This window comes from Amycolatopsis sp. DG1A-15b, assembly GCF_030285645.1.
Taxonomy (GTDB): Bacteria; Actinomycetota; Actinomycetes; order Mycobacteriales; family Pseudonocardiaceae; genus Amycolatopsis.
In genome coordinates this window covers 6,071,775-6,096,129 of the sequence record NZ_CP127296.1, presented here as the reverse complement: position 1 = coordinate 6,096,129, position 24,355 = coordinate 6,071,775, and the positions used below count along the sequence as shown (strand labels likewise).

General features: G+C 73.3%; 19 protein-coding genes. 11 read left to right on the top strand and 8 right to left on the bottom strand.

The features are described 5' to 3' along the window. Positions 1–73 precede the first annotated feature (73 nt). Entirely contained in the window at positions 74–643 is a 570-nt protein-coding gene (locus QRY02_RS27800) for a dihydropteroate synthase (RefSeq protein WP_285985788.1), read from the top strand. Next, positions 640–1,377 (top strand): dihydrofolate reductase family protein, encoded by a 738-nt coding sequence (locus QRY02_RS27795; RefSeq protein ID WP_285993935.1) that lies wholly within the window; start codon positions 640–642, stop codon positions 1,375–1,377. The genes QRY02_RS27800 and QRY02_RS27795 overlap by 4 nt, the downstream gene beginning before the upstream one ends. A 210-nt stretch (positions 1,378–1,587) precedes the next feature. On the opposite strand, the gene QRY02_RS27790 is transcribed toward QRY02_RS27795, so the two are convergent. From QRY02_RS27790 to QRY02_RS27775, 4 genes are all read right to left on the bottom strand, one after another. Continuing rightward, positions 1,588–1,989, bottom strand: coding sequence for an NUDIX hydrolase (locus QRY02_RS27790; RefSeq protein WP_285985787.1), 402 nt, complete (start codon positions 1,987–1,989; stop codon positions 1,588–1,590). A gap of 15 nt (positions 1,990–2,004) precedes the next feature. Beyond that, positions 2,005–3,675, bottom strand: a complete 1,671-nt coding sequence (locus tag QRY02_RS27785) for a hypothetical protein (protein ID WP_285985786.1) — start codon at positions 3,673–3,675, stop codon at positions 2,005–2,007. 76 nt (positions 3,676–3,751) lie between these two features. Then, positions 3,752–4,117 carry a VOC family protein gene (locus QRY02_RS27780; protein ID WP_285985785.1) on the bottom strand — a complete coding sequence of 122 codons (366 nt, stop codon included), beginning with the start codon at positions 4,115–4,117 and terminating at the stop codon, positions 3,752–3,754. Positions 4,118–4,147: 30 nt separating this feature from the next. Continuing rightward, positions 4,148–4,573, bottom strand: a complete 426-nt coding sequence (locus QRY02_RS27775) for a hypothetical protein (protein ID WP_285985784.1) — start codon at positions 4,571–4,573, stop codon at positions 4,148–4,150. Positions 4,574–4,682: 109 nt separating this feature from the next. Between QRY02_RS27775 and QRY02_RS27770 the strand changes: the two genes are divergently transcribed. The 4 genes from QRY02_RS27770 to QRY02_RS27755 all read left to right on the top strand — a co-directional run bounded on the left by QRY02_RS27770 (position 4,683) and on the right by QRY02_RS27755 (position 8,682). Beyond that, entirely contained in the window at positions 4,683–4,868 is a 186-nt protein-coding gene (locus QRY02_RS27770; protein WP_285985783.1) for a hypothetical protein, read from the top strand. Then, the gene (locus QRY02_RS27765; protein WP_285985782.1) at positions 4,865–5,470 is read left to right on the top strand and encodes a hypothetical protein; all 606 of its coding nucleotides are present in this window, start codon (positions 4,865–4,867) and stop codon (positions 5,468–5,470) included. The genes QRY02_RS27770 and QRY02_RS27765 overlap by 4 nt, the downstream gene beginning before the upstream one ends. A gap of 350 nt (positions 5,471–5,820) precedes the next feature. Continuing rightward, positions 5,821–5,979 (top strand): hypothetical protein, encoded by a 159-nt coding sequence (locus tag QRY02_RS27760; RefSeq protein WP_285985781.1) that lies wholly within the window; start codon positions 5,821–5,823, stop codon positions 5,977–5,979. 93 nt (positions 5,980–6,072) lie between these two features. Continuing rightward, complete coding sequence (locus QRY02_RS27755; protein WP_285985780.1) at positions 6,073–8,682, top strand: CHAT domain-containing protein; 2,610 nt, start codon at positions 6,073–6,075, stop codon at positions 8,680–8,682. Here the strand turns inward: QRY02_RS27755 and QRY02_RS27750 are convergent. Beyond that, positions 8,679–9,644 (bottom strand): aldo/keto reductase, encoded by a 966-nt coding sequence (locus tag QRY02_RS27750; protein ID WP_285985779.1) that lies wholly within the window; start codon positions 9,642–9,644, stop codon positions 8,679–8,681. The two genes, QRY02_RS27755 and QRY02_RS27750, sit on opposite strands and share 4 nt — an antisense overlap. Position 9,645: 1 nt before the next feature. Continuing rightward, positions 9,646–10,431 (bottom strand): SDR family oxidoreductase, encoded by a 786-nt coding sequence (locus tag QRY02_RS27745; protein WP_285985778.1) that lies wholly within the window; start codon positions 10,429–10,431, stop codon positions 9,646–9,648. A gap of 205 nt (positions 10,432–10,636) precedes the next feature. Here QRY02_RS27745 and QRY02_RS27740 point away from each other — a divergent pair, with 205 nt between their 5' ends. From QRY02_RS27740 to QRY02_RS27720, 5 genes are read left to right on the top strand one after another with little or no spacing between them, the layout of a single operon-like run. After that, positions 10,637–16,519 carry a type I polyketide synthase gene (locus QRY02_RS27740; protein WP_285985777.1) on the top strand — a complete coding sequence of 1,961 codons (5,883 nt, stop codon included), beginning with the start codon at positions 10,637–10,639 and terminating at the stop codon, positions 16,517–16,519. Further along, positions 16,513–20,346, top strand: a complete 3,834-nt coding sequence (locus QRY02_RS27735) for a beta-ketoacyl synthase N-terminal-like domain-containing protein (RefSeq protein WP_502874135.1) — start codon at positions 16,513–16,515, stop codon at positions 20,344–20,346. Before QRY02_RS27740 ends, QRY02_RS27735 begins: the two co-directional genes overlap by 7 nt. Then, positions 20,343–20,633: a phosphopantetheine-binding protein gene (locus QRY02_RS27730; protein ID WP_285985775.1), complete on the top strand. Its 291-nt coding sequence runs from the start codon at positions 20,343–20,345 to the stop codon at positions 20,631–20,633. Before QRY02_RS27735 ends, QRY02_RS27730 begins: the two co-directional genes overlap by 4 nt. Then, the gene (locus QRY02_RS27725; protein WP_285985774.1) at positions 20,621–21,397 is read left to right on the top strand and encodes an alpha/beta fold hydrolase; all 777 of its coding nucleotides are present in this window, start codon (positions 20,621–20,623) and stop codon (positions 21,395–21,397) included. Before QRY02_RS27730 ends, QRY02_RS27725 begins: the two co-directional genes overlap by 13 nt. Next, the gene (locus tag QRY02_RS27720) at positions 21,394–22,500 is read left to right on the top strand and encodes a glycosyltransferase (protein ID WP_285985773.1); all 1,107 of its coding nucleotides are present in this window, start codon (positions 21,394–21,396) and stop codon (positions 22,498–22,500) included. The genes QRY02_RS27725 and QRY02_RS27720 overlap by 4 nt, the downstream gene beginning before the upstream one ends. Here QRY02_RS27720 and QRY02_RS27715 read toward each other — a convergent pair. Continuing rightward, positions 22,497–23,330: an ABC transporter permease gene (locus QRY02_RS27715; protein WP_285985772.1), complete on the bottom strand. Its 834-nt coding sequence runs from the start codon at positions 23,328–23,330 to the stop codon at positions 22,497–22,499. The two genes, QRY02_RS27720 and QRY02_RS27715, sit on opposite strands and share 4 nt — an antisense overlap. Continuing rightward, a complete protein-coding gene (locus tag QRY02_RS27710) occupies positions 23,327–24,256 on the bottom strand; it encodes an ATP-binding cassette domain-containing protein (RefSeq protein WP_285985771.1) in 930 nt (309 codons plus the stop codon). Before QRY02_RS27710 ends, QRY02_RS27715 begins: the two co-directional genes overlap by 4 nt. Positions 24,257–24,355: the final 99 nt, after the last annotated feature.

Sequence of the window (24,355 nt, the reverse complement as noted above, 5' to 3'; positions counted from 1 at the left end):
CACCTGACGGCGAAAAAAGCTCACCCGCCGGACCTCGCTTATGATCGCGAAGACGTCCAGCAGGGAGAGTGCGATGAAGACCCCCGACCTCGTCTTCCGGGGCCGCCGGTTGAGCAGCGACCGCGCGCTGGTGCTGGCCGCGGTCGAGTCGCTCCCCGGGGCCCGTGATGCCGTCGCCGACGGCGCCGATCTCGTGAGTTTCCCCGGATCCGAGTCCCTCGTCGAGGCGGCACGGGCGGCCTTTCCCGGCCTCGTCATCGGGGTGGACACCGCGGATCCGTCGGTCGCCGCGGCCTGCTGCGAAGCGGGCGCCGACCTGATCGTCGCGCGTGCGGACCTGGCCGAGGTCGCAGCCCGGTACGGCGCGGGTTACGCCGCTCCTTCAGTGCCTTCGACGGCCGGTTTGTCCGTTGTCATGAACATCGGGGTGTTCCGGATGCCGTTGCCGCCGGGAGACGTGCCCGTGCTGGCCGAGGTGGCCGGGGACGGCACGCCGGCCGGCCTGGCGCGGACGGCGGTCGCGGCCTCGGCCGGGGTGGCGATCATCCGCACGAAGCACGTCCGCCAGGTGCGCCACGTGGCGGAGATGGCGGCGAGCATCGCGGGCACCCGCCCGCCGGCGAAGGCGGTCCGGTGGGAGTGATCCGTGCGGTCTGGCCGTCCTCGCGCGACCTCGCCGAGGAGGACCTCGAGCAGCTGTACAGCTACCCGGCGGACCCCCGCTGGCTGGCGGTGAACTTCGTGTCGAGCACGGACGGCGCGATCGCGGTCGAGGGCCGTTCGGGAGCGCTGTCGACCCCGGCGGACCGGATCGTGTACCGCCTCGGCAACGACCTCGCGGACGTCGTCCTGGTGGGCGCGGGGACGGCGATGGCGGAGGGCTTCGAGGGAATGCGCCCCGACGCCGCCACGGCCGACCGCCGCCGCCGGTTCGGCCTGGCCCCGATCGCCCCGGTGGCGGTGGTGACGACGGGCCGTTCCCTGCCGCCGGACGCCCTGGTGATCACCAAGGCGGCGGTCCCCACCCTGGTGTTCACCTCCGCGGCCGCGCCTTCGGCGTTGCGCGAGGCGTGGGCGGCGCACGGCGCCCGGGTGTTCGTGGTGGGGGAGCCGGCGGTGTCGGCCGAGCGGGTGGTCTCGACCCTGGTGGCGGAGGGGCTGGGCCGCATCGATTGCGAAGGCGGGCCGAGGTTGTTCGGCTCGTTGATCGAGGCGGGCGTGGTCGACGAGTTCCGGTTGACGGTGGCGCCGTTCATGGTGGCGGGAACGTCGAGCCGGGCATCTCTCGGTGCGGCGGTCGATCCGGCCGAGCTGGAACTGGCTTCCGTGCTCACCGACGGCGCCAGCGTCCTGCTGCGGTACCTGGCACGTCGCTAGTTTTGTCGGTCCCTTCCGGTAGTGTGGAAATCGGGGGCTCCCTAGTCAGGTTTCCCTTGTGCCACAAGGGAAATGCCTGATCGACTCGCTGTCGGAGTTCACCCGTTCCAGCGATGACGTTCGCACATTTGTTCGCGTACCGTCGAAGACATGACCACGACCCGAAGACCTCCGCAGCACCGCGATCCGGTGCTGCGCCAAGGAAAACCCCTACCGATCGAGCAGCCGCCGGAAGTGGTCCGGCAGCGGCAGTTCCCGGGCCTCCGCCCGCGTCAGCCACGCGAAGTCGTCGTGCTCCTCAGGGTTGAGCACGACGTCGCCGGCTCCCTCTTCCTCCACCGTGTAAACGAAAGCGTGGATGCGCAACGCCCGTCCCGCCACGTCCGGCCACGCATCCCGCGCCAGCTCGCCGGTGACGCGGACCGTCAACCCGGTCTCCTCCGCCGCTTCGCGCGCCGCTGTGTCCTCGAAGCGCTCGCCTGGCTCGGCCGTGCCGCCGGGCAGTTCCCACCCGCCCGCGAGGAACACCCCGGGCCCGCGGCGGAGGAACAGCACCCGGTCGCCGCGGGCGATCCAGCAGTAGGCCAGGTGCTTGTGCGCGATCTCCGTCATGCGCGCGATTCTCGCTCAGTTGGTCTTCGACGTCGGCAGGTGGGCGCCCAGGTACCCGACGTACACCGTGCCGGTGCGGTCGGTGTCGTCGAGGAAGTGCAGCCGCGGCGCCGGCGACTTGAAGCGCTCCAAGGCGATGTGGGCGCCGAAGTAGTCGCGGCCCGTCGGATTCGTGCGGGGATCGACGCGGAACGTGCGGGCCTGGCGGAGCCGCTCGTTCGTGGTCACCGTGTCGGACTCGGCCAGCGCGATGATGTTCGCGCTGATCAGCGAACCCGGCTGGCCGGTGCGGGCGAACGCGAGCACGTCCGACAGCTCGGGGCCCGGGTCCTGGCCCGCGTCGAGCAAGGACATCCGGGCCCCGGCGTAGGCGTCGAGGGTGCGCAGCGCGTCCCACGCCTTGCGGCGCCAGGCAGCGGCTTTGGGGTGGTGGTCGAGGATCGCGGCCGGCGCCGGTTCGGCCGTGATCGCGAGGTGGTTGAGCGAGGCCGACGCGGCGCCGATCAGCTCGGCGAAGCTGGGGAACTCCTCCGGCGGCCGCTCGGCGGCGGCGACCTCGTCGTCGGCGTCGTGGTGGCGGGCGAGCCGGCCCGCCAGCAGCCCGTTGACGCGCCGGAGCTCGTCGCGCTCGGCCTCGGTCTCCTCGAACGCCCGCGCGTAGTCGTCCACCTCCGCCTGCAGCTGCGCGAGCTGGTCGCGCAGGCAGGCGACGTCGGTCGCGCACGCTTCCTCGAGGCGGCGGCGGAGCGTCTTCACCTCGCAGGCGTGCCGGTCCCGTTCCTCGGCGTGGGCCTTGGCCTTCTTCCGCAGGATCGTGATCACGCCCCGCGCTTCGGCCAGCTCCCGCTCGGCGCGGCCGAGCTTCTCGACCAGCCCGGCGTCGGGCTCGCGCTCCGGCGAAGCGAACGGATCGGCGTCGTACCATGCCCGCACGCTCGGCACGTCCGCCCACTCGTCGGGCAGGGGCGTCCGGCCGCGGGTCTGGATGAGCCGGGTGATCGCGCCCTGCAGGGCCTCGCCGGACACCGGGCTTTCACTGACGACGAAATCCGGGAGCTGGTCGCACGGCGGCACGTACAGCCGCGCGCCCTGCGGCAGCGCGCACCCGAGCGGCAGGTGTCGGTTGAGGGTGTGGCGGAAGCGGTCGTCGACGTCGAAGACGTTGACCAGCCCCGGCCAGCCCTCGACCGGCACCGTCGGCGGCTCGGTGAGCACCAGCACCGCCGAAGAGCGCCACGGCGCCGACAGTGCCTCGCCCAGCAGGTCGGCGAGGTGGTCGCATTCCTTGCGCGACCAGCCGCGCATCGCCAGCACCGGCGTTTCGATCGGGATTTCGTCGCTGCCGCTGGCGCCCAGCTCCTCCAGCCCGATCCGCTGGGCCGGCGCGTCGTGGCAGCTGCGCCACGGCCGCGTGCAGGCCGCGGTCAGCAGCCACGTCACCCGGTCTTCGCCGGCGCGGTAGCAAAGCGAAAGCAATACCTGAACGGAGTAGCGGCCTTCGCTGCCCTCGTACGCGAACTTCAGGTCGCACCGGCGCGAACCGCCGTCGTCGGACGAGCCGAGATCGGTCACCGTGTAGTCGTCGTGCTGCCGCTGGCGGCTGATCAGCCTGCTGCGCAAGGCGTCCAGGGGGCGTTTCCCCTCGGTGGGGACCAGTCCGTGGTGCCAGAGCCGGTGCACCCCCACAGGACTCAACTCCGTTCGCCGGGAACAGGACCTCAGCCGAACATAGCGGATCCTGTGACCGCTCGAACGCGGGGCGTCACCCCGTGCGAGTCCAGAGGCAGAACGGGTGCCCGGCCGGATCGAAGCAGACACGGACGTCGTCCTCTGGCTGGAACTCGGCGACCACCGCGCCTGCCGCGGTCGCCGCCGCCGTCGCCTCTTGGAGGTCGTCGACCTCGATGTCGAGGTGCAGCTGCATCTGCTGCGTACCGTCGACCGGCGGCCACACCGGCGGGACGTGCCCGGTCTCCAGCTGGAACGAAAGCCCCGCGCTGCCGTCGTCGGGGCGCAGGGTCACCCACTCCGGTTCGTCGGTGCGGATCGGCCAGCCGAGGAGCTTCGAATAGAACTCGGCGAGCGCACGGGGTTCCGGGGTGCCGAGCACGGTGGAGGTCAGCTTCATGATCGGACTGGTACCCGCGCGGCCGGTTCTCTACCGCGGTCCGGAGGTTCCCGTGCCGAAGTAGGCGACCGGCGGGCCGACGTGCCGCCACGACGTCGTCGCGAACACCGCGGCCCCGGACAGCGCGAGCAGCGCGGTGACGACGGCCAGGGTGGCGCCGATCCGGGCGAAACCCGGCTGGGTGCGCGCGCCGGCGCAGACGCCGAAGACCAGCGCCAGCACGCTGATCGGCAGCAGCGCGAACCACAGCGCGCCGAGGACCAGCACGAACGCCTGCGTCACCCAGGAGAACACCCACGCGGACACGATCCCCGGCCGGACGACCAGCCAGGCGGCCCAGGTCGCGACGGCGAGCGTCAGGCCGGCCGCGCCGACCGCGAGCGACGCGATCGCCAGGCCGCGGCCGGGCCGGGTCGCGGTGGTGGTTTCCCCGGCTTCGAGCTCTGGTTCCCCCATGCCGTGAACATCCCCTCAGGGCGGTCGGGCGTTACCGGACTACCTCGGCATCGCGTGGGTTGCTTCCTGGCGCAGGCATCCAGGGACCGCCGCCGAGGAGCGCGAGTCTGTGCGGGCGAAGTTCGCCACCGTCGCGGCCGAGGAAGGCGGCGACTACGCCGCTCAGCTCGTCGCGCACGTCGACGGCGAGCGGGCCGTCGACCGACCGCATCATCGCCGAGCGGCTCGCCCGCAGCGGCCGTATTGGCGGCCGAGTGCCGCGTTCGACTACCGCGCGCTGCTGATCGGCGCGTGATCGGCTGCAGCAGCCAGGAGCCGCTGTTCCGAACTACGCAGCCGATGCTGCCGGCGCCCAGACAGCTGGCGCAGCGGGAGGCGAACGCGACCGGGCCGGGTAGCGTCACGGGCATCGCGTTCAGCCGCAACCACCCGAAGGCGCCCGAGCGCTGGGAGCTGCCGAGCACCAAGCTGGTCCGGCAGCTGAGCCCGGCTTGGGTGGGCGGCGTGGCGTCGGCGCGCCGCCTGGCGGGCATGTGCGCGGCGGCGCTCAGCAGCCGGAGCCGCTCCTGCATCCGGAGACCGCGGCCGAGTTCGCACTCGATCGGCGACGACGACGCCACGCGCAACCGCAACGCGTTCGGCCTCGGCTTCGCGCTCGTCTCGGACGGCTACCCGGTGCTGGGCCAGGGCGCATTCGGCCGCAGCGGCGCGGCCGGCTCGCAGGCTTTCGCCGACCCGCGCAGCGGCCTCGCGCACGGCTGCAACCGCCGCACTCGTAGCTGTCCGGCTGGGCCAAGTACGGCCACTGCCGCACACGCCCACTGGCTCCGGGACCTCTGGCTGCACCTCGGCCCGTGCTACCCCTCGCCCGGGGCGCTGACCGCCCTCGATCACTGACGAGTCACGCATCACCCGTCCAGCCGTCCACAGAGGACAATCGCGGGCCGGCGGTCACGTTCCGCATCCGGAGCAACACTTACCTGCGGGTGGTCCGGACGCGGCACCCCCAGGTGTGGGAATGCACGTCCGTAGTGGACGTCGTTACAGACTTCACTCTTTAGGACGTTCCGATCGAGACATCTAGGCTGCTCACGCACCATGGACTGACTTTCCGTAGCGAAAACTCTCCCGATCATTGCTCCGATGTGAAACTATTGGGCCGTTCGCGGGGAGAGGGCCTCGCGACAGGGGGACTCACCGTCACGGCAGCGTCCCCATGAAGATCCCCAGGGGAGAGGAGATCGACCATGTCGACGCCCACGGATGTCAAGCCGGAAGAAGCTCCGGAGCCGGTGGAGCCGACCGGGCCCACGGTCCAGTGGACCGACTCGGACGGCAAGGTCCACACCGAGCACCCGGTCCACACCGAGTGCGTGGGCGGCTGCTACCAGAAGGTCACGGCCTGATAGCAACCCGCCTGTCCGAGGCCCGCCTGCTGATCTTTGACCGGTAGGCGGGCTTCTTTCTGCCATCGGCTGTGTTGTCATAAGAGAGTGCCTGTGACGAACCTGGACCCCCCGGAAGTCATCGAGTCGGTCCGCGCCCTCCAGCAAGCCGCCGCCGATGCGTCGTGTCTCGGGCGTTTTCACCAGGGGGTCAAGCACCTGCGGCGGGGAATGAGCCTGCTGGACTCGATCCACCCGGTCGCCGAGGAGCACCGCACCGACTGGCTGGTCACGCGGATCAAGGTGGCCAGCACCCTGGCCGGGATGTCGTCGGAGCTCACCGGAGACGTCGCCGCCGGGCTGGCCGGCCTGGACGACGTGCGGCTGCTCATCAACGCCGTGGCCGACCCGGTCCTGCGCGCCGAGCTGAACGGCGGGCTGGACCACAACTACGCCATGCGCCTCATGACGGTCGGGCGCAACGAGGAAAGTCTCGCCTCCTTCGATGCCTCGCTCGAACACAAAGAATTCCTGCTCGCCCAGAGTGGCGACCCGGCGCCGCAGATGCGCGGGTTCGTCGTGACGCTCTATTCGCGTGGCTGGGTGCACACCAAGCTCGGCAACGTGAGCCAGGCCCGCGCGGACTTGAACCGGGCGCTGGAGCTGTCGGAGAAGTACGAATTGCGGGGACAGGCCGCCGATGTCCGGCGCATCCTCGGGACGTTGTCGCTGCGGACCGGCGATGTGCCGGAGGCGCTGCGGCTGTACGAGGAAAGCGAGCGGGTGTATCGCGCGCTGGATCTCGAGGCGCCCGCCCTCCTGTCGATGGAACAGGCGCAGGCCCTGCTGACCGCCGGGCTGGCCGACGAGGCGGGAAGCCACCTCGACGACCTGATCGCCCGGATGACCGCCGAGCCCAGCATCGCCAGCCACCTCGGTGCCGCGGAGCTGCTGCGCGCCTCGGCCGCGCTGCTGAACGACGAAATCGAATTCGCCCGCGAGACGGCCGCTTCCGCTCGTCGGCTCCTGTTGCGGGTGGGCTGCCAGACCTGTGTCGCCAATGCGGCCGTCCTCGGGCTGCAGGCCGATGTGCGCGAGGCCGTGGCGAAGGGGACGCTGCCTTCGGCGCTGCCGGTGCGGGCCTTGCGGACCGCGGACAAGATGCAGCTTCCCCGCCTGGCCGAACAAGCGGCCACCGCGCGGATGCTCGCCGTGCGGCTGGACATCCGGCGGGGCAACCTCAAGCGGGCCGTCGAGACCCTGCAAAAGGTTCCCCGCCCCGGGCAGCTGACCCCCATCGACTACCGGATGCTCCGGCGGCTCTGCCGGGCCGAACTCGCCGTTGCCCAAGGCGATCGGGGCAAGGCGCTCACCGAGATCCGGTCCGGGCTCACCGAACTCGACGCCGTCCGGGATCGGATGGGCGGGCTGGATCTCGTCTCCGGGACCGCGCTGCACGGGCAGGAGCTCGCCGATCTCGCCGTCAAGCTCGTGCTCGAGCGCCACGATGCCCGGCGGCTGTTCGACTGGCTCGAACGGACCCGGGCGCAGACCTACCGCTACGAACCCCTCTCCGCCGGGACCGATCCCGAACTCGCCGCGCGCGTGGCCGAGGTCCGCGGGCTCGGGCAGGCCATCCAGGAGGCCCAGCACGACGGCCACCCCATCGCCGGCCTGCGGGCGAAGTACAACGAACGGCTGCGGGAAGCGCAGCGGCTCGGCTGGCACACCGGGCGGTGGGGCAGTCCGCGGCCGGTGGCCGGGCTCGCCGAGGTCGTTGCGCGGCTCGGTGAGCGGGCCATGATCAGCTTCGCCGCCTCCGGGGACGAGCTCGTCGCCGTCGTCGTGGCCGGGGGTGAGTGCCGGCTCGTGCGGCTCGGGTCCGCCGGGGCCGCCGCCGAGTCCGCGCGCGTGCTGAACGTCGACCTCGATGCCCTGGCTCCCGACAACCTGCCCGAACGGCTGGCCGAGGTCGTCATGGTCTCCGCGCGCAAGCAGGCCGACAAGCTCGACGCCCAGCTCATCCAGCCCTTGGCCGACGTCGTCGGCGACCGCGAGCTGGTCATCGTCCCGACCGGGCCGCTCTACGCCGTGCCGTGGGGCGTCCTGCCCGGCCTGCGCGGGCGGCCGACCGTCGTGGCGCCGTCGGCGACCGCCTGGCTCGCCGCGGAGCTGACGAAGTCGTCGCGGGCCCGCAAGATCGTGCTCGTCCGCGGCCCCGGGTTGGCCGGTGCCCGTGGTGAGCTCGAGAAGCTCACGACGCACTACCGCACCGCGACGACGATGACCGGCGCCAAGGCCACCGTGAAGTCCGTGCTGCGCGCGATGGACGGCGCCAAGCTCGCGCACTTCGCCGCGCACGGCGCGCACGAGCCGGAAAACGCGCTGTTCTCCCGGCTCGAACTCGCCGACGGCGCCCTGTTCGGCCACGAGATGGCCGGGCTGCGGCAACCGCCGCGGCAGGTCGTGTTCGCCGCGTGCGAGCTGGCGATGAACCGGATCCGGCCCGGCGACGAAGCTCTCGGCTTCGCCAGCGCGCTGCTGGCCAGCGGCTCCCGGACGGTGATCGCGCCGCTGTCGCGCGTCGGCGACCTCGCCTCGGCGGCCGCGATGGACGACTACTACCGGGCGCTGGCCGTCCGGGACAGCCCGGCGCTCGCGCTGGCCGACGCGATCGCCGTCGACCCGTTCCGCCGCCCGTTCGTCTGCCTCGGCGCCGGTTAGGACAGCTGCGCCGGCGGCGACCACACCAGCCGCGGATCGGTCTGGACGAAACTGCCGAGCAGCTGGTCGATCCGGGTCAGCACGTCGAGGTCGAGCCGGACGCCGGCGGCCTTGGCGTTCTCCGTGACCTGCTCCGGCGTGCTCGCGCCGGTCACCGCCGAGGCGACCGTCTCGTGCTGCAACGTCCACGCCAGCGCGAGCTGGGCCATCGTCAGGCCCGCGTCGTCCGCGACGCCGCGCAGCAGCTCCACCCGCTCCAGCAGCTCCGGCATGCGCAACGGCCGGGTGGGGGACGGCCCGGCCGCGCGCGAACCCGCGGGGATCCGTCCGTCCCGGTACTTGCCGGTCAGCACGCCCTGAGCGAGCGGCACCGAGGCGAACTGCCCGACGCCGATCCGCGCGCCCACCGGCATCACCTGGGCCTCGGGCACCCGCCACAGCATCGAGTAGTGCGGCTGGTTGGCGATCAGCGGCACGTCGTACCGCGAAGCGGCTTCGTGGGCCTGCAGCAGCTGCTCGGCCGTCCACTCCGACGTCCCGGCGTACCGGATCTTCCCCTGCCGCACCAGGTCCGAGAGCGCGAGGAACGTCTCCGCCACCGGGGTGCGGTAGTCGAAGCGCAGCAGCTGGTAGACGTCGACGTAGTCGGTGCGCAGCCGCCGCAGCGAGCCTTCCAGGGACGCGATCACGTGCTTGCGGCTCAAGCCCGTGTCGTTCGGGCCCGGCCCTTCCGGCCAGAACACGCCGGTGCACAGGACCAGGTCCTCGCGGCGAACGCCGGCGAACGCCGCGCCGAACGCGGCCTCCGCGCCGCCGCCGTCCCACGCCGCCGCGGTGTGGAAGGTCGTGACGCCGGCGTCCAGCGCCGCGGCGACGCAGCCGGGCGAGCCGTGCGTCAGCCAGTTGCCGTAGGCGATCTCGCTGACGGCGAGCCCGCTCGCGCCGACCCTGCGGTACTCCACGTCAGCCTCCCACGGCCATCTCGTCGATCCACGCGTCGACCGCGCCGGCCTTGCGGGCGAAGGACTCCCGCACCGATTCGTGCGGCAGGATCAGGAATTCCTCTTCGCCGAGCCCGCGCACGACGGCCTCGGCGACGTCCTCGGGCTCGATGAGCGGGGCCGCCGCGGCGATCGCCAGCGCGGCCGGGTGGCCGGCGGCGATACCGGGTTCCAGCAGTGCCGTCCGGACGCCGAGCGGGCACAGCGCGCTGACCCGCACCCCGCGGGGCCGGTAGGTGATCGCCAGCCACTCGGCCAGGCCGACGGCCGCGTGCTTGGTGACCGAGTACGGCGCGTCGCCCGGGATGCCGAGCAGGCCGGCACCCGACGCCGTGATCAGCAGGCAGCCCTCGCCGCGCGCCAGCATCGCGGGCAGCACGACCTGCGCGGCGTGGACGTGCTGCATGACGTTGATCTCCCACGACTTCTGCCACTGTTCGTCGGCCGCGTGCACGCCGGTGCCGAACGCGGCGCCCGCGTTGGCGCAGAACAGGTCGACCGGGCCGAACTCGGCGCGGGCCGTCGCGACCAGGGCTTTGAGGTCCTTTTTGGACGTCGCATCGGCGGTCACCGCGACGGCCCGGCCGCCCGCGGCCGCGATCTCGTCCGCCACCCGGGCGGCGCCCGCGGCGTCCACGTCGGACACGACCACCCCGGCCGCGCCTTCCGCGGCGAAGCGGCGGGCCATCGCGGCCCCGATTCCGTGTGCCGCGCCGGTCAGCACGGCCACCCGTCCAGTCAGTTCCACGCGGGCTCCAGGTATTTCAGCGTCGAATTGTCACGTGTGTGCGGGAAATGTATTTTCCGATTGCGATGCCGGTGATAAAAGTGCTGGTCAGCGCCATGATCGCGGCTTGTTCCACAGTTTTGCACGTTAGCACGACTATTGCGTTTCCGGTGCCTCGTGCGTTATTCCTGAAGATCGCCACGCCCCGCGCACAGGAGGTCCGCCGATGGCCGAGCTCGTCCCGCCGTCGCACGTTCGCCGGCTCCGGTGCCTGGCCGCCGGCGATCCCGGGGTGGTCGCCGCGGTCGCGCGCGACGGCGGCCTCGGCGTCCTCGACGGTGCCGATCCGGAAGACCTGCGACTGGTCGCGGCCCGGGTCCGGGTGCCGTACGCCGTGCGGACGGACGGCCCGCTGCCGGAAGGCGCGGCCTTCGCCGTCCGTACGCGAGCGCCGTGGACCGGGGCGCTCGCCGAAGTCGCGGACGTCGCGACGGCCGCCGAGGCCGTTCGCGGCGGCGCGCGGGGGCTCGTCGCCCGCGGTGGCACGTTGAGTGACTTCGTTCTGCTGCAACAGCTCCTCGCCACCTTCGACGTCCCGGTGTGGGGCAGTGTGGCCGGGCCGCGGACAGCGGTGGGCGCGCTCGCCGGCGGTGCGGCGGGCGTCGTCGTAAAGTCCACGAAGGACGTGAGCCGGATCGTCGGCGCGGAGGTGCCCGAGGCCGGGCTCGGCACCCGGCTGTGCCGGACGCTGGGCAGCGCGCTGCCGGTCGTCCAGGGCCCGATGACGCGGGTGAGCGACCAGCCGGGCTTCGCGGCCGCGGTCGCCGACGCGGGCGGGTTCCCGTTCGTCGCGGTGGCCACGGCGAACGGTGCGCGCACCGGCGAGCTGCTCGCCCGGACCGCCGCCCGCCTCGGCGACCGGCCGTGGGGCGCGGGCATCCTGGGCTTCGTACCGGACGACCTGCGCGTCGCCCAGCTCGCCGCGATCCGGGCGGCGCGGCCGCGGTGCGTGCTGGTCGCGGGCGGGAAACCGGGCCAGGCCAAGGCGCTGGAGGCCGACGGGATCGCGACGTTCCTGCACGTGCCGTCGCCGGTCCTGCTCCGCCAGTACCTCGACGCCGGGGTCCGGCGGTTCGTCTTCGAGGGCGCCGAGTGCGGTGGGCACGTCGGCCCGCGGGCGAGTTTCCAGCTGTGGGAGGAACAACTGGCCGTCCTCGACGCCGCGGAGGACGTCGAGGTGCTCTTCGCGGGCGGCATCCACGACGCCCGCTCGGCGGCCATGGTCGCCGCGATGGCCGAGCCGCTCGACGCCGCCGGCGTCCTGATGGGCACCGCCTACCTCTTCACCGAAGAAGCCGTGACGCACGGCGCGATCACCGGGCTGTTCCAGGAACGCGCGCTCGCCGCGGACGCCACCGTAACCCTGGAAACCGCGCCCGGCCACCGCACGCGGTGCCTGCCCAGTCCGTACACGGCGGAATTCGAGCAGGTCAAAGCCGATCTGGGCAACACGCCCGAAGCGTGGCAGCGGCTGGAGGAGCTGAACACCGGGCGGCTGCGCGTCGCCAGCAAGGGCGTCCGCCGTGACGGCGAGGCGCTGGACGCCGCCACCCAGCTGGCCGAGGGGATGTTCATGGCAGGCGAGGTGGCCGTCCTGCGGGACCGCCGGACGACGATCGCCGAGCTGCACCGCGAGGTCACCGCCGGGAAGACGTTCGTCCGCCCCGAGGCACCGGTGACGGATTCCGAGGACATCGCGATCATCGGCATGGCCTGCACGTTCCCGGGGGCGCCCGACCTCCCGGCGTTCTGGTCGAACGTCCTCCGTGGCGAAGACGCCGTCACCGAGGTCCCCCGCGACCGCTGGGACCCGGATGTCTACTTCGGACAGTCGACGTCGAAGTGGGGCGGGTTCCTGCCCGCGCTGCACGTGGACCCGCTGGCGTACGGCATCCCGCCGTCGGCGATGGGCAGCATCGACCCGGCGCAGCTGGTGTCCCTGGAAACCGCGCGTCGCGCACTCGCCGACGCCGGGTACGCGAACCGGGATTTCGACCGCGAGCACACGAGTGTCGTGTTCGGCGCGGAGGCGGGCGGCGACCTGGCGAACGCGGGCACGCTGCGGTCCCTGCTCGACGGCTACCTCGGCGAAGTGCCGCCCGAACTGCTCGCCCAGCTGCCCGAGCCGACCGAGGACACGTTCCCCGGCACGCTGGCCAACGTCATCTCCGGCCGGATCGCGAACCGGCTCGACCTCGGCGGCGCGAACTACACGGTGGACGCGGCGTGCGGTTCGTCGCTGGCCGCGCTCGACCTCGCGGCGAAGGAGCTGCGCGCGGGCACGAGCTCGCTGGTCCTGTGCGGCGCGGTCGACCTGCACAACGGGATCCACGACTACCTGATGTTCACCTCGGCGGGGGCGCTGTCCCCGACGGGCCGCTGCCGCCCGTTCGACGCGGCGGCCGACGGCATCGCGCTGGGCGAAGGGGTGGCGTGCCTGGTGCTCAAGCGCCTCTCCGACGCCGAGCGTGCCGGCGACCGGATCTACGCGGTGGTGAAGGGGGTCGGCGCGGCCAGCGACGGCAAGGCGCTCGGCTTGACGGCGCCCCGCCCGGACGGCCAGCGCCGGGCGCTGGAGCGCGCCTACCGGGACGCGGGGGTGTCACCGGTGGACGTGGGACTGGTCGAGGCCCACGGCACGGGAACGGTGGTGGGCGACGCGACGGAGCTGCGGACGCTGACCGGCTTCTTCACCGAGGCCGGCGCCGAGGCGGGGGCGTGTGTGCTCGGATCGGTGAAGAGCCAGATCGGCCACACGAAGTGCGCGGCGGGACTGGCGGGGCTGATCAAGGCGGCGCTGGCGCTGTGGCACGAGGTGGTGCCGCCGACGCTGCACTTGACCAGGCCGAACGACGCGTGGGATGCGGCGTCGAGCCCCTTCACGTTCACGACGACGGCGCGGCCGTGGGCCAACCCGGCCCGGCTGGCGGGGGTGAGCGCGTTCGGCTTCGGCGGGACGAACTTCCACGCGGTCCTGGGCGCGGCGCCGGTGGCCCCGGACCGCGGGCACGGTCTGCGCGACTGGGCACCGGAGGCGGAGCAGGCCTTGGCCGAGCTCGAACACGCTACGGCGCCGGGGCGGGCCGGTGCCGCCACGGCTGCGCCCGGCGGGCTTCGCGAGGGTGGGCTCGGCCGGCCGATGCCGGTGACCGGGGGCACCGGTGCGGGATCCGCCGCACCCGGCAGGCTTCGCGCGGGCGGGCTCGAACAGCCGGTGTCCAGGCGCACCGGCGCGGGCTCCGCCGATCCCGGCAAGATCGCCTTTCTCTTCCCCGGTCAGGGCAGCCAGCGCACCGGCATGCTCGCCGAGCTCTTCGTGCACTTTCCCGGACTCGCCGAAGTCCTCCGCCTCGCGCCCGACATCGCCGCCACGGCTTTCCCGCCGAAAGCCTTCACCGCCGAGGCCGTCGAGGCGCAAGAAACCGCCCTCACCGACACCCGCGTGGCCCAGCCCGCGCTCGGGCTGGTCGAAATCGCCGTCGCGAAGCTGCTGGCCGAGCTCAACGTCCGCCCCGACTTCCTGGCCGGGCACAGCTATGGCGAGCTCGTCGCCCTCTCCGTCGCGGGGGCCTTCGGCACCGAGACCCTCCTCCGGCTCAGCCGGGCCCGCGCGCACGCCATCGCCCAGGTCGCCCGGCCCGGGACAATGGCGGCTGTCAAAGCGGAGCGGGATGCTCTCACCGCCACCCTCATCGGCCCCGATGTCGTCGTCGCCAACCACAACGCTCCCGAGCAGGTCGTCCTCTCCGGGCCCGTGCCCGCGATCGAACGGGCCATCCGGCGGCTCCGGGAAACCGGCCTCTCCGCCCAGCGGATCCCCGTCGCCTGTGCCTTCCACAGTCCGCTCGTCGCCGGCGCCGGGGAGGTCTTCGCCAGGGAACTCGCCGGCGAAACAGTGACCACGCCGCAGAAACCCGTGTGGGCGAACCGGACCGCGAAGCCGTACCAAGACGACGTCCGCGGTGAGCTGGCCGCGCAAATCGGTGCCCCGGTGCGGTTTCTCGACCAGATCGAAGCCATGTACGCGGCCGGGGCGCGCATCTTCGTCGAAGCCGGGCCCGGGCGGGTCCTTTCGCGGCTGGTGAAGGACATCCTCGGCGACCGGCCGCACACCGTCGTCGCCTGCGGGCCCGATCTCCCCGGGTTCCTGACTGCGCTGCGGCAACTCGCCGAAGCCGGCGTCGACGTCCGTACCGGACGGCTGGCCCGGCCGTTGCCGCCCGGACCGTCCCCGACCGCCTGGGCCGTCGACGGGCGGTCCGTCCGCGCGCCCGGCTCCGACACTCCCGCCCTGCCCCCGGCCCGACGAATCCGGAGTACCGCCATGACCCAGCCCGCGCCCGGCCGTGACCAGGCGATCGTGGACTTCCTGCGCACCACCCGCGAGCTCGTGGCCGCCCAGCGGGAGGTCATGCTCGGCTACCTCGGCAGCGCACCCGGGCAACCGGCCGCCCCGGTTCCGGTGGTGATCGAAGAGCCACAGCCGGAACCCGAACCGGTGGCCGAAACCCCGGCCGACGTCCTCGGCACGGTGATCGGCGTGATCAGCGAGCGCACCGGCTACCCGGCCGAGATGATCGACGGCGACCTCGACCTCGAAGCCGACCTGTCGATCGACTCGATCAAGCGCACGGAGATCGCGGGCACGCTGCTGGCGCGGCTGGGGCTCCCGGCCGACGACCGCACCGACCGGCTCAGCCGCGACCGGACGGCGAACGCGCTGACGTCGCACCTGGAGAGCTGGCTGAGCCCGGTGCTCCCGGCCACCGCCCCCACCCGGTACCGGCTCGACCGGATACCGGTGCCGCTCGACCCGGATCCCGGGCGGCTGCGCGGGAAGTCCGTGGCCGCGCCGGACGACGCCGTGCGAGCCGCCTTCGCCGCGGCCGGGGCGGAGGTCGTCACCGGGGACGCGGACATCACCGTGCTGTTCGCCCGCGACCTCACGGAGGTGTTCACCCGGCTCAAAGCGCTGCGGGGGACCGTCCTCGTGGCGGCGGAGCCGGAGACCGTGCCGGGGCTCCGGGGCCTGGTGCGGTCGGCCGCGCTGGAGCGCGACGGCGTGACGCGGCTCGTCGAGGTCACGCGGGACGTGGCGAAAACACTGGTGGGCGAGGCTCTCAGCGACGGGCCCCCGGTTGTCTGCCACGATGACGCCGGCCGCTTCACGATCGAGCCGCGGCCGGCGGACCTCCCGTCGATCGCCTACGCCGGTGCCGGTCCGGGCGGCGGCGAGCTCGCCGCGCTCGGGCTCGGCCCGGAGTCGGTGGTGCTGCTGATCGGCGGGGGCCGCGGGATCACCGCGCACGCCGCGGTCGCGTTCGCCGCCTCCGGCGCCCGGATCGAGCTGGCCGGGCGCACGCCGTGGCCCGGCGAACCGGACGACCTGCCCGCCGATCCGGCCGCGATGCGGGCGGTGCTCGCCGGCCGTGGTGGCCCGGTGACCGCCATCGAACGCCGGGTGCGGACGGTGCTGGCCCAGCGCGAGATCGGCCGGACCCTCGACCAGATCCGCGCCGCCGGGGGCGACCCGGCCTACCACGCACTCGACGTGCGCGACGCGGACGCGGTCCACCAGCTGGTCAAGGGCTTCGACGGCCGGCTCGACGGGGTCGTCTTCGCCGCCGGGGTCCTCGACGACAAGCTGATGGCGGACAAGGACGAGCAGTCCTTCCGGGCCGTCTTCGAGACCAAAGTGGACGGTGTGCGTGCCCTCCTCGGCTCGCTGCAGGACGCGCAACCACGGTTCGTCGCGTTCTTCGGCAGCATCGCCGCGGTGCTCGGCAACCGCGGCCAGACCGACTACGCCGCCGCCAACGACGCGCTCGAAACGCTCGGGACGGCCTGGCCGGGCCGGGCCGTGACCGTCCACTGGGGACCGTGGGCGCCGGGCGGTGACCACGGCGGCATGGTGTCGCCGGAGCTGGCCCGCGAGTACGAACGCCGTGCCGTCGCCCTGCTCGATCCGGCCGAGGCCACCGCGGCCCTGCTGCGCGAGCTCGCCTACGGCACGGACCGTTCGGTGCTCTACACGGCGTCGTTGTGGTGAGCCAGGAGCCGGTCGCGATCGTCGGCATGGGCGTGTTCCTGCCCGGCGCATCCACAGTGGACCAGTACTGGCGCAACCTGGTGGACGGCGCCGACGCCGTCACCGAAGTCCCGCCGCACCGCCGGGACCCCGGCTTCCACGGCCGCGACGGCAGCGCGCCGGACCGCACCCACGGCCGCCGCGGCGGCTTCACCCCGGACACCCTGGACTTCGACCCGGTCGCCCACGGCGTCCCGCCGACCTCCCTCGAGGGCACCGAACCGGACCAGCTGACGGCGCTGGCGGTCGCCGTCGGGGCGGTCGGTGACGCCGGTGGCCTCGGCCGGCTCGGCGACCCCGAGCGGATCGGTGTCGTGCTCGGCCGCGGCGGGTACCTCTCGCCCGGGCTGCGGGGCTTCGACCAGCGGGTCCGGACCGTCCGGCAGATCACCCGCACGGTCGGCGAGCTGATGCCGTCGGCCGGGCCGGACGTGCTCGAGCGGCTGCGGACGGCGTTGCTCGAACCGCTCGGCGAGTTCCGGCCCGAGACCGCCGCCGGGCTGGTGCCGAACCTCGCCGCCGCCCGCGTGGCGAACCGGCTCGACCTCGGCGGCCCGGCGTACACGGTGGACGCCGCCTGCGCGTCTTCGCTGGTCGCCGTCGACCAGGCGATCGGCGAGCTGACCCGCGGCCGCTGCGACGCCGTCCTCGCCGGTGGCGCGCACCAGACGCAGGACGACACGCTGTGGTCGCTGTTCACCCAGCTCGGCGCGCTGTCGCCGAGCCAGCGGATCAGCCCGCTGTCCCGCGACGCGGACGGCATGCTCATCGGTGAGGGCACCGCGATCGTCGTGCTCAAGCGGCTCGCCGACGCCCGCCGCGACGGCGACCGCGTGTACGCGGTGATCCGCGGCAGCGGCACGTCGAGCGACGGGCGGGGCGCGAGCCTGCTCAGCCCGTCCGTCGCCGGGCAGACCCTCGCCCTCCGCCGGGCCTGGGCGGGCCGGGATCCCGCGGAAATCGGCCTGCTGGAAGCGCACGGCACCGCGACGCCCGCCGGGGACGCGGCCGAGCTGACCACCGTCGCCGACGTCTTCGGCCAGGCGAGCGGGCCGCGCGCGGTGATCGGCTCGGTCAAGTCGATGATCGGGCACACGTTGCCGACCGCCGGGGTCGCCGGGCTCGTGAAGGTCGCGCTCGCGCTGCACCACCAGGTCCTGCCGCCGACGCTCAACTGCGCCGATCCGAACCCGCTGCTGGACAAGACCCGGTTCCGGGTGCTGGCCGAGGCCGAGCCGTGGGGTGACCTGCCGCGCGTGGCCGCGGTCAACGCGTTCGGCTTCGGCGGGGTGAACGCCCACGTCGTGCTCGAAGCCGGCGACCCGGCGCCGAAGCGGCGCGTGCGCGTCGACGAGCCGGAACGCGTGCTGCGCCTGGCCGCGGCCACTCCGGAAGCGCTGCTGGAGCGGCTGGACCAGCCCGGCGACGGCGACGGGCCCTGCCGGCTCGGGATCGTCGGCCCGGACCAGCGCGAGCTGGCGACGGCCCGCCGGGTACTCGCGAAGGTGGCGGCCGATGGCCGGTCGTGGCACGGCGGTGGCGACATCTGGTGCTCGGTCGACCCGCTGCTGCCCGGCGGCAAGACCGCCTTCCTCTACCCGGGCTTGGAGGCCGACGCCGAGCCGCGCCTCGAAGACGTGGCCCGGCACTTCGGCCTCGACCGTCCACAGTGGTCGACGGCGACCGTGCCCGCCCGCGCCACGAGCGTGTCGTCGGCCGGGCTGCTGCTCGACCACGCCCTGCGGCGGCTGGGGATCCGCCCGGACGCGCTCGCCGGGCACAGCGCCGGCGAGTGGACGGCCATGCAGGCCGCCGGGATGTACCGGGCCGAACCGGACCTGCTGGAGCGGTACTGGCCCGGCGGGTTCGAACTGCCCGAAGCGGACTACCTCGTGCTGGGCTGTCCCGCCGCGCAGGTGACCGAGCTGCTCACCGGTGATGTGGTGATCTCACACGAAAACGCCGCGCGGCAGACCATCGTGTGCGGCCCGCCGGCCGCTGTCGCGGAGTTCGCGGTGACCTGCCGCCGACTCGGCATCGTGGCCCGGACGCTGCCGTTCCGGTCCGGGTTCCACACCCGGCTGATGGAACCGCACCTCGCGCCGTTCGCGCGGCTCGTCGCGGACCTGGACCTGCTGGCCCCCGCGGTGCCGGTGTGGTCGGCGACGACGACGCGGCCGTACCCGGCGGCCGCGGCCGACGTCCGGCGGCTCTACCTCGACCACCTGCTGCGCCCGGTCCGGTTCCGGCAGCTGACCGAGGCGCTGCACGACGCCGGGTTCCGGGCCTTCGTGCAGGTCGGCGCCGGGCAGCTCGGCTCGTTCGTCACCGACACGCTCGGCGAGCGGCGGCACCTGGTCGTCGCGGCCGCGTCCGGCACCCGGCCCGGGCTGGCGCAGCTGCGGCGGGTCGCGACCGCGCTGTGGACCGAAGGCGGCGACCCCGATTTCGCGGCGCTGGAGCCGCGGCGGATCCGGCTCGACACCGGGAAACCCCTGCTGTCGCTGGGGGAGCCGGCCCGGGGCCTGCTGGACGGCGCGGCGCCGCCCGAACTGCCCGCCGGGGTGCCGGCCGCGATCGTCGCCGAGTTCACCGCGTTGCTCACCGAAACCCGCCAGGCCGCGGCGGACGTCGTCGCGGCCGCGCGCCGGCGCGTCGAGTCCACTGTGGAGTTCTCGCTGGCGGCGATGCCGTACCTGCGTGACCACCGGTTCTTCCGGCAGCGCGACGGCTGGCCCGACGAGGCCGACTTCCGGCCGGTGGTCCCCGCGACGACCCTGGTCGACCTCGCCTGCCGGGCCGCCGAGCGCGCCTGGCCGGGCACGACGGCGGTCGCGGTGCGGGACGCGGTGTTCTCGCGGTGGCTGATCGCTTCCCCGGCCCAGCGGGTGCCGCTGTCTATGAAACGCGAGGACGACCGCGTCACCGTCGAAATCGGACCGTACGCGCTGATGACCGTCGAGCTGGGGGCGTTCGGGCCGGCACCGTCGCCTGGTGAAGTGCCTGGTCCGGAGACCGCGCCGCCGCTGACCGCGGCCGAGGTCTACGCGCGGCGCGAGATGTTCCACGGCCCGGCTTACCAGGGGCTGGCCCGGCTTACCGGCCTCGGCGAGCAGCACATCCGCGGCGAACTGGTCGTCCCGGCCGCGCCCGGCGGGTTGCTCGACAACGTCGGCCAGCTGCTCGGCTGCTGGCTGATGGCAACCCGGTCCGACGACCTGCTCGCCTTCCCGCGCTCGATCGGCCGGCTGACCTGGTACGGCCCCGAACCCGCGCCGGGCACCCGCGTCACCTGCCAGGTGCGGGTCCGGCTGCCGCGGCCCGACGTCCTCGAAATGGACGCCGAGCTGGTGCGGGACGGCCGGGTGCTGGCGCGCGTCGAAGGCTGGCGGGACGTCCGGTTCCCCTGCGACCGCGCGGCCCACCGTGTGTACGCCTTCCCGGCGGAGCACCTCCTGGGCGAACGGCGGGACGACGGCTCGATCGCGGTCACCGACCGCTGGCCGACGGTCGCCGCGCGGGACATCTACGCCGGGATCTACCTCAGCGCGTCCGAACGCGCGGAGTTCGCCGCCGTTCCGCCGCGGCAGCAGCGTGGCTGGCTGCTGACGCGGATCGCCGTGAAGGACGCCGTCCGGGACCGGCTCGGCGAACCCGTCTACCCGGCGGAGATCCGCGTCCACGACGACGGCACGGTGTCCGGCCGGCACCGGGACCTGCCGCGCTTCGCCGTCACGGTCGAGCTGAGAGGGGACACCGCCATCGCACACCACAGGAGTACGCCATGACCATCGACCACGCGTCCGCCACCTTCGACGTCGTCGCCGGGCTGCTCGCCGAGCTCGTCGGCGACGCCGAGGTGCTCGGCATCGAGATCACCCCGGACACGACGTTCCACGAGGACCTGCAGCTGGAGAGCATCGACCTGGTGACCTTCGCGAGCATCCTCGCCGAGCACTTCGGCGCGGACGTCAACCTCGCCGAGTACCTGGCGGAGAAGGACCTCGACGACGTCATCGGGCTGACCGTCGGCGACATCGCCCGGTTCGTGGGGGAGCGCACGTGCCCACGATGACCGTCAACGGGCTGCGCACGAACGTGCAGCTCGTGCCCGCCGGCGGCACCGAGACCGTGGTGTTCCTGCACGGCATGGGCACCGACAGCCTCGCGAGCTTCTACCTGACCCTGGCGCCGCCGGTCGCGGCCGCGGGCATCGACGTCATCAGCTACGACCTGCGGGGGCACGGCAAGACCGAGCGGCCGGAGCGCGGGTACACCCTCGGTGACTTCGTCGCCGACCTCGACGACCTGCTGCGGCAGCTCGGCGTCGACCGGCCGGTGCACCTGGTGGGCAACAGCTTCGGCGGCACGCTGGCCTACAGCTACGCCGTTGCCCGCCCGGACCGCGTCCGCAGCATCGTGTGCATCGAATCCGAACCGGCGACCGAGGTCTGGGCGGAGAAGATGAGCGCGATCCTCGCGCACACCGTGCGGTTCCTGCAGGTCGAGGAGAGTTTCGACTGGATCGAGGCGAACTTCGGTGCGCACCACCGGCGGCTTGCCCGGATGGCGGCCGAGCGGATCACCTCGACGAAGATGGCCGAGGAGGTGCCGCTCGGGCCGTTGCTCACCTGGGAGCAGGTGGCGGCGATCGGCTGCCCGGTGCTGTCCATTTTGGGCAGTCACGGCTACCAGGCCGACGACCTCGAGGCGCTGACGTCGGTGCTGCCGCACGGCGAGCTGCACGTGTTCGAGGGGCAGGGGCATTCGGTGCTGGTGGAGCAGCACCGCGAGGTGCGCGAGCTGGTGCTGAAGTGGATCGAACGGCACGCGGCGTGAGGTTCCTGCTGGTCGTGCCGCCGCTGGCCGGGCACGTGGCGCCACTGCGCGGGGTGGCTTCGGTGCTTTCTTCGCGGGGCCATTCCGTGGCCTGGTGCGGACCGGAGCCGGAACTGTCCACTTTGGTCGCCGGCCGGATCTTCCCGGCCGGGGACTCGGGCCCGTTCGCCTTGTCGCTGCGGCCGCCGGGCCTGCGCGGGTTCGCCGCGCTGAAGTACCTGTGGGAGTCGTACCTGGTGCCGCTGGCCGACGCGATGGTGCCGGGGGTGGCGGCCGCCGCGGCGGCGTTCGCGCCGGACGTCGTGGTCGTCGACCAGCAGGCGATGGCGGGGGCGCTGGTGGCCGAGCGGTGCGGGCTGCCGTGGGCGACGTCGGCGTCGACGTCCACCGAGCTGGCCGACCCGCTGGGGGCGTTGCCGAAGATCGCGTCCTGGGTCGGCGACCTCCAGGCGGGTCTGCGCGCCCGGCACGGTGTGCTGCTCGGTGACTTGCGGTTTTCGCCGTACCTGGTGCTGGCGTTCACGACCCGCGCCTTGGCCGGGGACGGCCGGCCGGCCGCTCCGGTGTGCTACGTCGGGCCCGTCTCGCCCGCCGGTCCGGGCGAGTGGTCCGATGTGGACGGACGTCCCTTGGTCGTGGTGACGCTGGGAACGGCGAACGCGGCGGCCGGGGTGCGGTTCCTGGCCGAGAGCGTCGACGCGCTGGCCGGGATGCCGTCCGTTCAGGGGCTGGTGGTCGACCCCACGGGCGAGCTGGTGAGCGAAAGCGTGGTGCTGGCGCGGCGCATCCCGCAGGTGGCGGTGTTCGCGCACGCCTCGGTGGTGGTCTGCCACGGCGGCCACAACACGGTGTGCGAAGCGCTGGCGGCCGGCGTGCCGCTGGTGGTCGCGCCGATCCGCGACGACCAGTCGATGCTGGCCCAGCAGGTGGTCGCGGCCGCGGCGGGGGTGCGGCTGCGGTTCGACCGCGCGAAGGCGGCCGACATCCGCGAGGCGATCGAATCGGCCGGGCAGTACCGCCCCGGCGCGCAGAAGATCCGCGAGTCGTTCGAAGCGGCGGGTGGGGCGGAAGAGGCCGCGACGCGGTTGGAGTCGCTGGGTTAGGTGCGGCTGCGGAAGGTGCGGGCGGCCAGGGTGGCGCCCGCCACCGCGGCCACCGCCGCGATCAGCAGGGCCACCGGGAGGGACCAGCCGAGCGGGCGGCCCAAGGCCAGCGCGCGGGTCGCGTCGATCGTGTACGTCAGCGGGTTGACCGACGACACCGCGCGGACCCACGCCGGCATCGTGTCCAGGGGCATGTACGCGCTCGACGAGAACATCAGCGGGAACATCACCACGAACGACGCCGCCTGAAGCGTCTCCGCCTTGCGCAGCCACGTCGTGATCGCCACGAACACCCAGCTCAGGCACCAGCCGACGACCAGTGTCAGGAGCAGGGCCAAGCCAAGGCCCACCAGCCCGCCCGCCGGGCGGAAGCCCAGGAAGACCACGCTGGCCAGAGCCGTCACCACCAGCTGGACACCCAACCGCGCGGAATCGGCCAGGGTGCGGGCGACCAGGACCGAAAACAGGGAGATCGGCAGGCAGCGCAGCCGTCCGGTGAAGCCGCCGTAGATCTCCGCCAGCAGGCCCGCGCCCGAGCTCATCGCCGTCGTCATGGCGATGTTGACCAGCGTGGCGGGCACCAGGAAGTTCACGTAACCCTGGTAGGCCGCGACGCCCGGCAGCGCGCCGACGCCGCTGAACACCTGGCTGAACAGCAACAGCAGCACCACCGGCTGCAGCAGGCCGAAGAAGACCAGCCGGCGGTCGCCGAACGCCGTCCGCAGCGAACGCGTCGTCAGCACCCGGACCTGGGTCCAGAAGCCGGATTCCGGCCAGGCCGCGGGGTCGCCGAGCGCGGCGACGGCCGCGCGGTGCCGGGATTGCGTCACGACGCGGTCCGATGCAGGGAAAGGTAGACGTCGTCGAGCGTCGGCTCGGTCACCGTCAGGTCCCGCAGCGGTGCACCCGCCGCGTCGAGCGCGCGGACCACCACCGGGATGTCACCCGGGCCGGACAGCGGCACGGTCAGCACCAGCCCGGCGCGGCCGGGCGCGAGACCCAAGCGCGACAACGCGTCCACCGCGCGCGCCAGCGCCAGTTCGGTGCCGAACGCGCACGTCGCCGTCCGGGTGCCGAGCCGGGCCTTCAGCTGCGCCGGTGTCCCCGACACGGTGATGTGCCCGAGGCCGAGGACGACGACGTGGTCGGCCAGCCGGTCCGCTTCCTCGAGGTACTGGGTGGTGAGCACGACGGTGGTGCCGCGGGCCGCGAGGCCCTCGACGATCGTCCACAACCCGGCCCGGCTCACCGGGTCGAGGCCGGTGGTCGGCTCGTCGAGGAAGAGCACCTGCGGCGCGCCGACGAGGCCCGCGGCCAGGTCCAGCCGCCGCCGCATCCCGCCGGAGTACGTCCCGGCCGGGCGCTCGGCCGCGTCTTCGAGACCGAAGGCCGCGATCAGCTCGGTGGCCCGGGCGAGCGCCTGCCGTGGTCTCGCGCCCAGCAACCGGGCGATCAGCACGAGGTTCCCGCGGCCGGACAGGGCGTCGTCGACCGCGGCGAACTGCCCGGTCACCCCGATCCGCCGCCGGACCGCACGGCCGCGCTGCACGACGTCGTAGCCGCAGACGCGCGCGGAGCCCGCACTCGGCCGGACGCGCGTGCTGAGGATGTCGATCAGGGTGGTCTTCCCGGCGCCGTTGTGGCCGAGGACCGCCAGTACCGCGCCGCGGGCGACGGTGAGGCTGATCCCGGCGAGCGCGGTGACTTCGCCGTACTGTTTCGCGAGGTCCGTCACGGCGATGACCGGCTGGTGCATGGCCGCTCCTTTCCTGCCCCGGAAAAAGGTATCCGGACTGCGCCGCGTAGATCAAGAACATTGCCGCCACCCGCCTCGGGTATGACAGTTTTCGCGGAA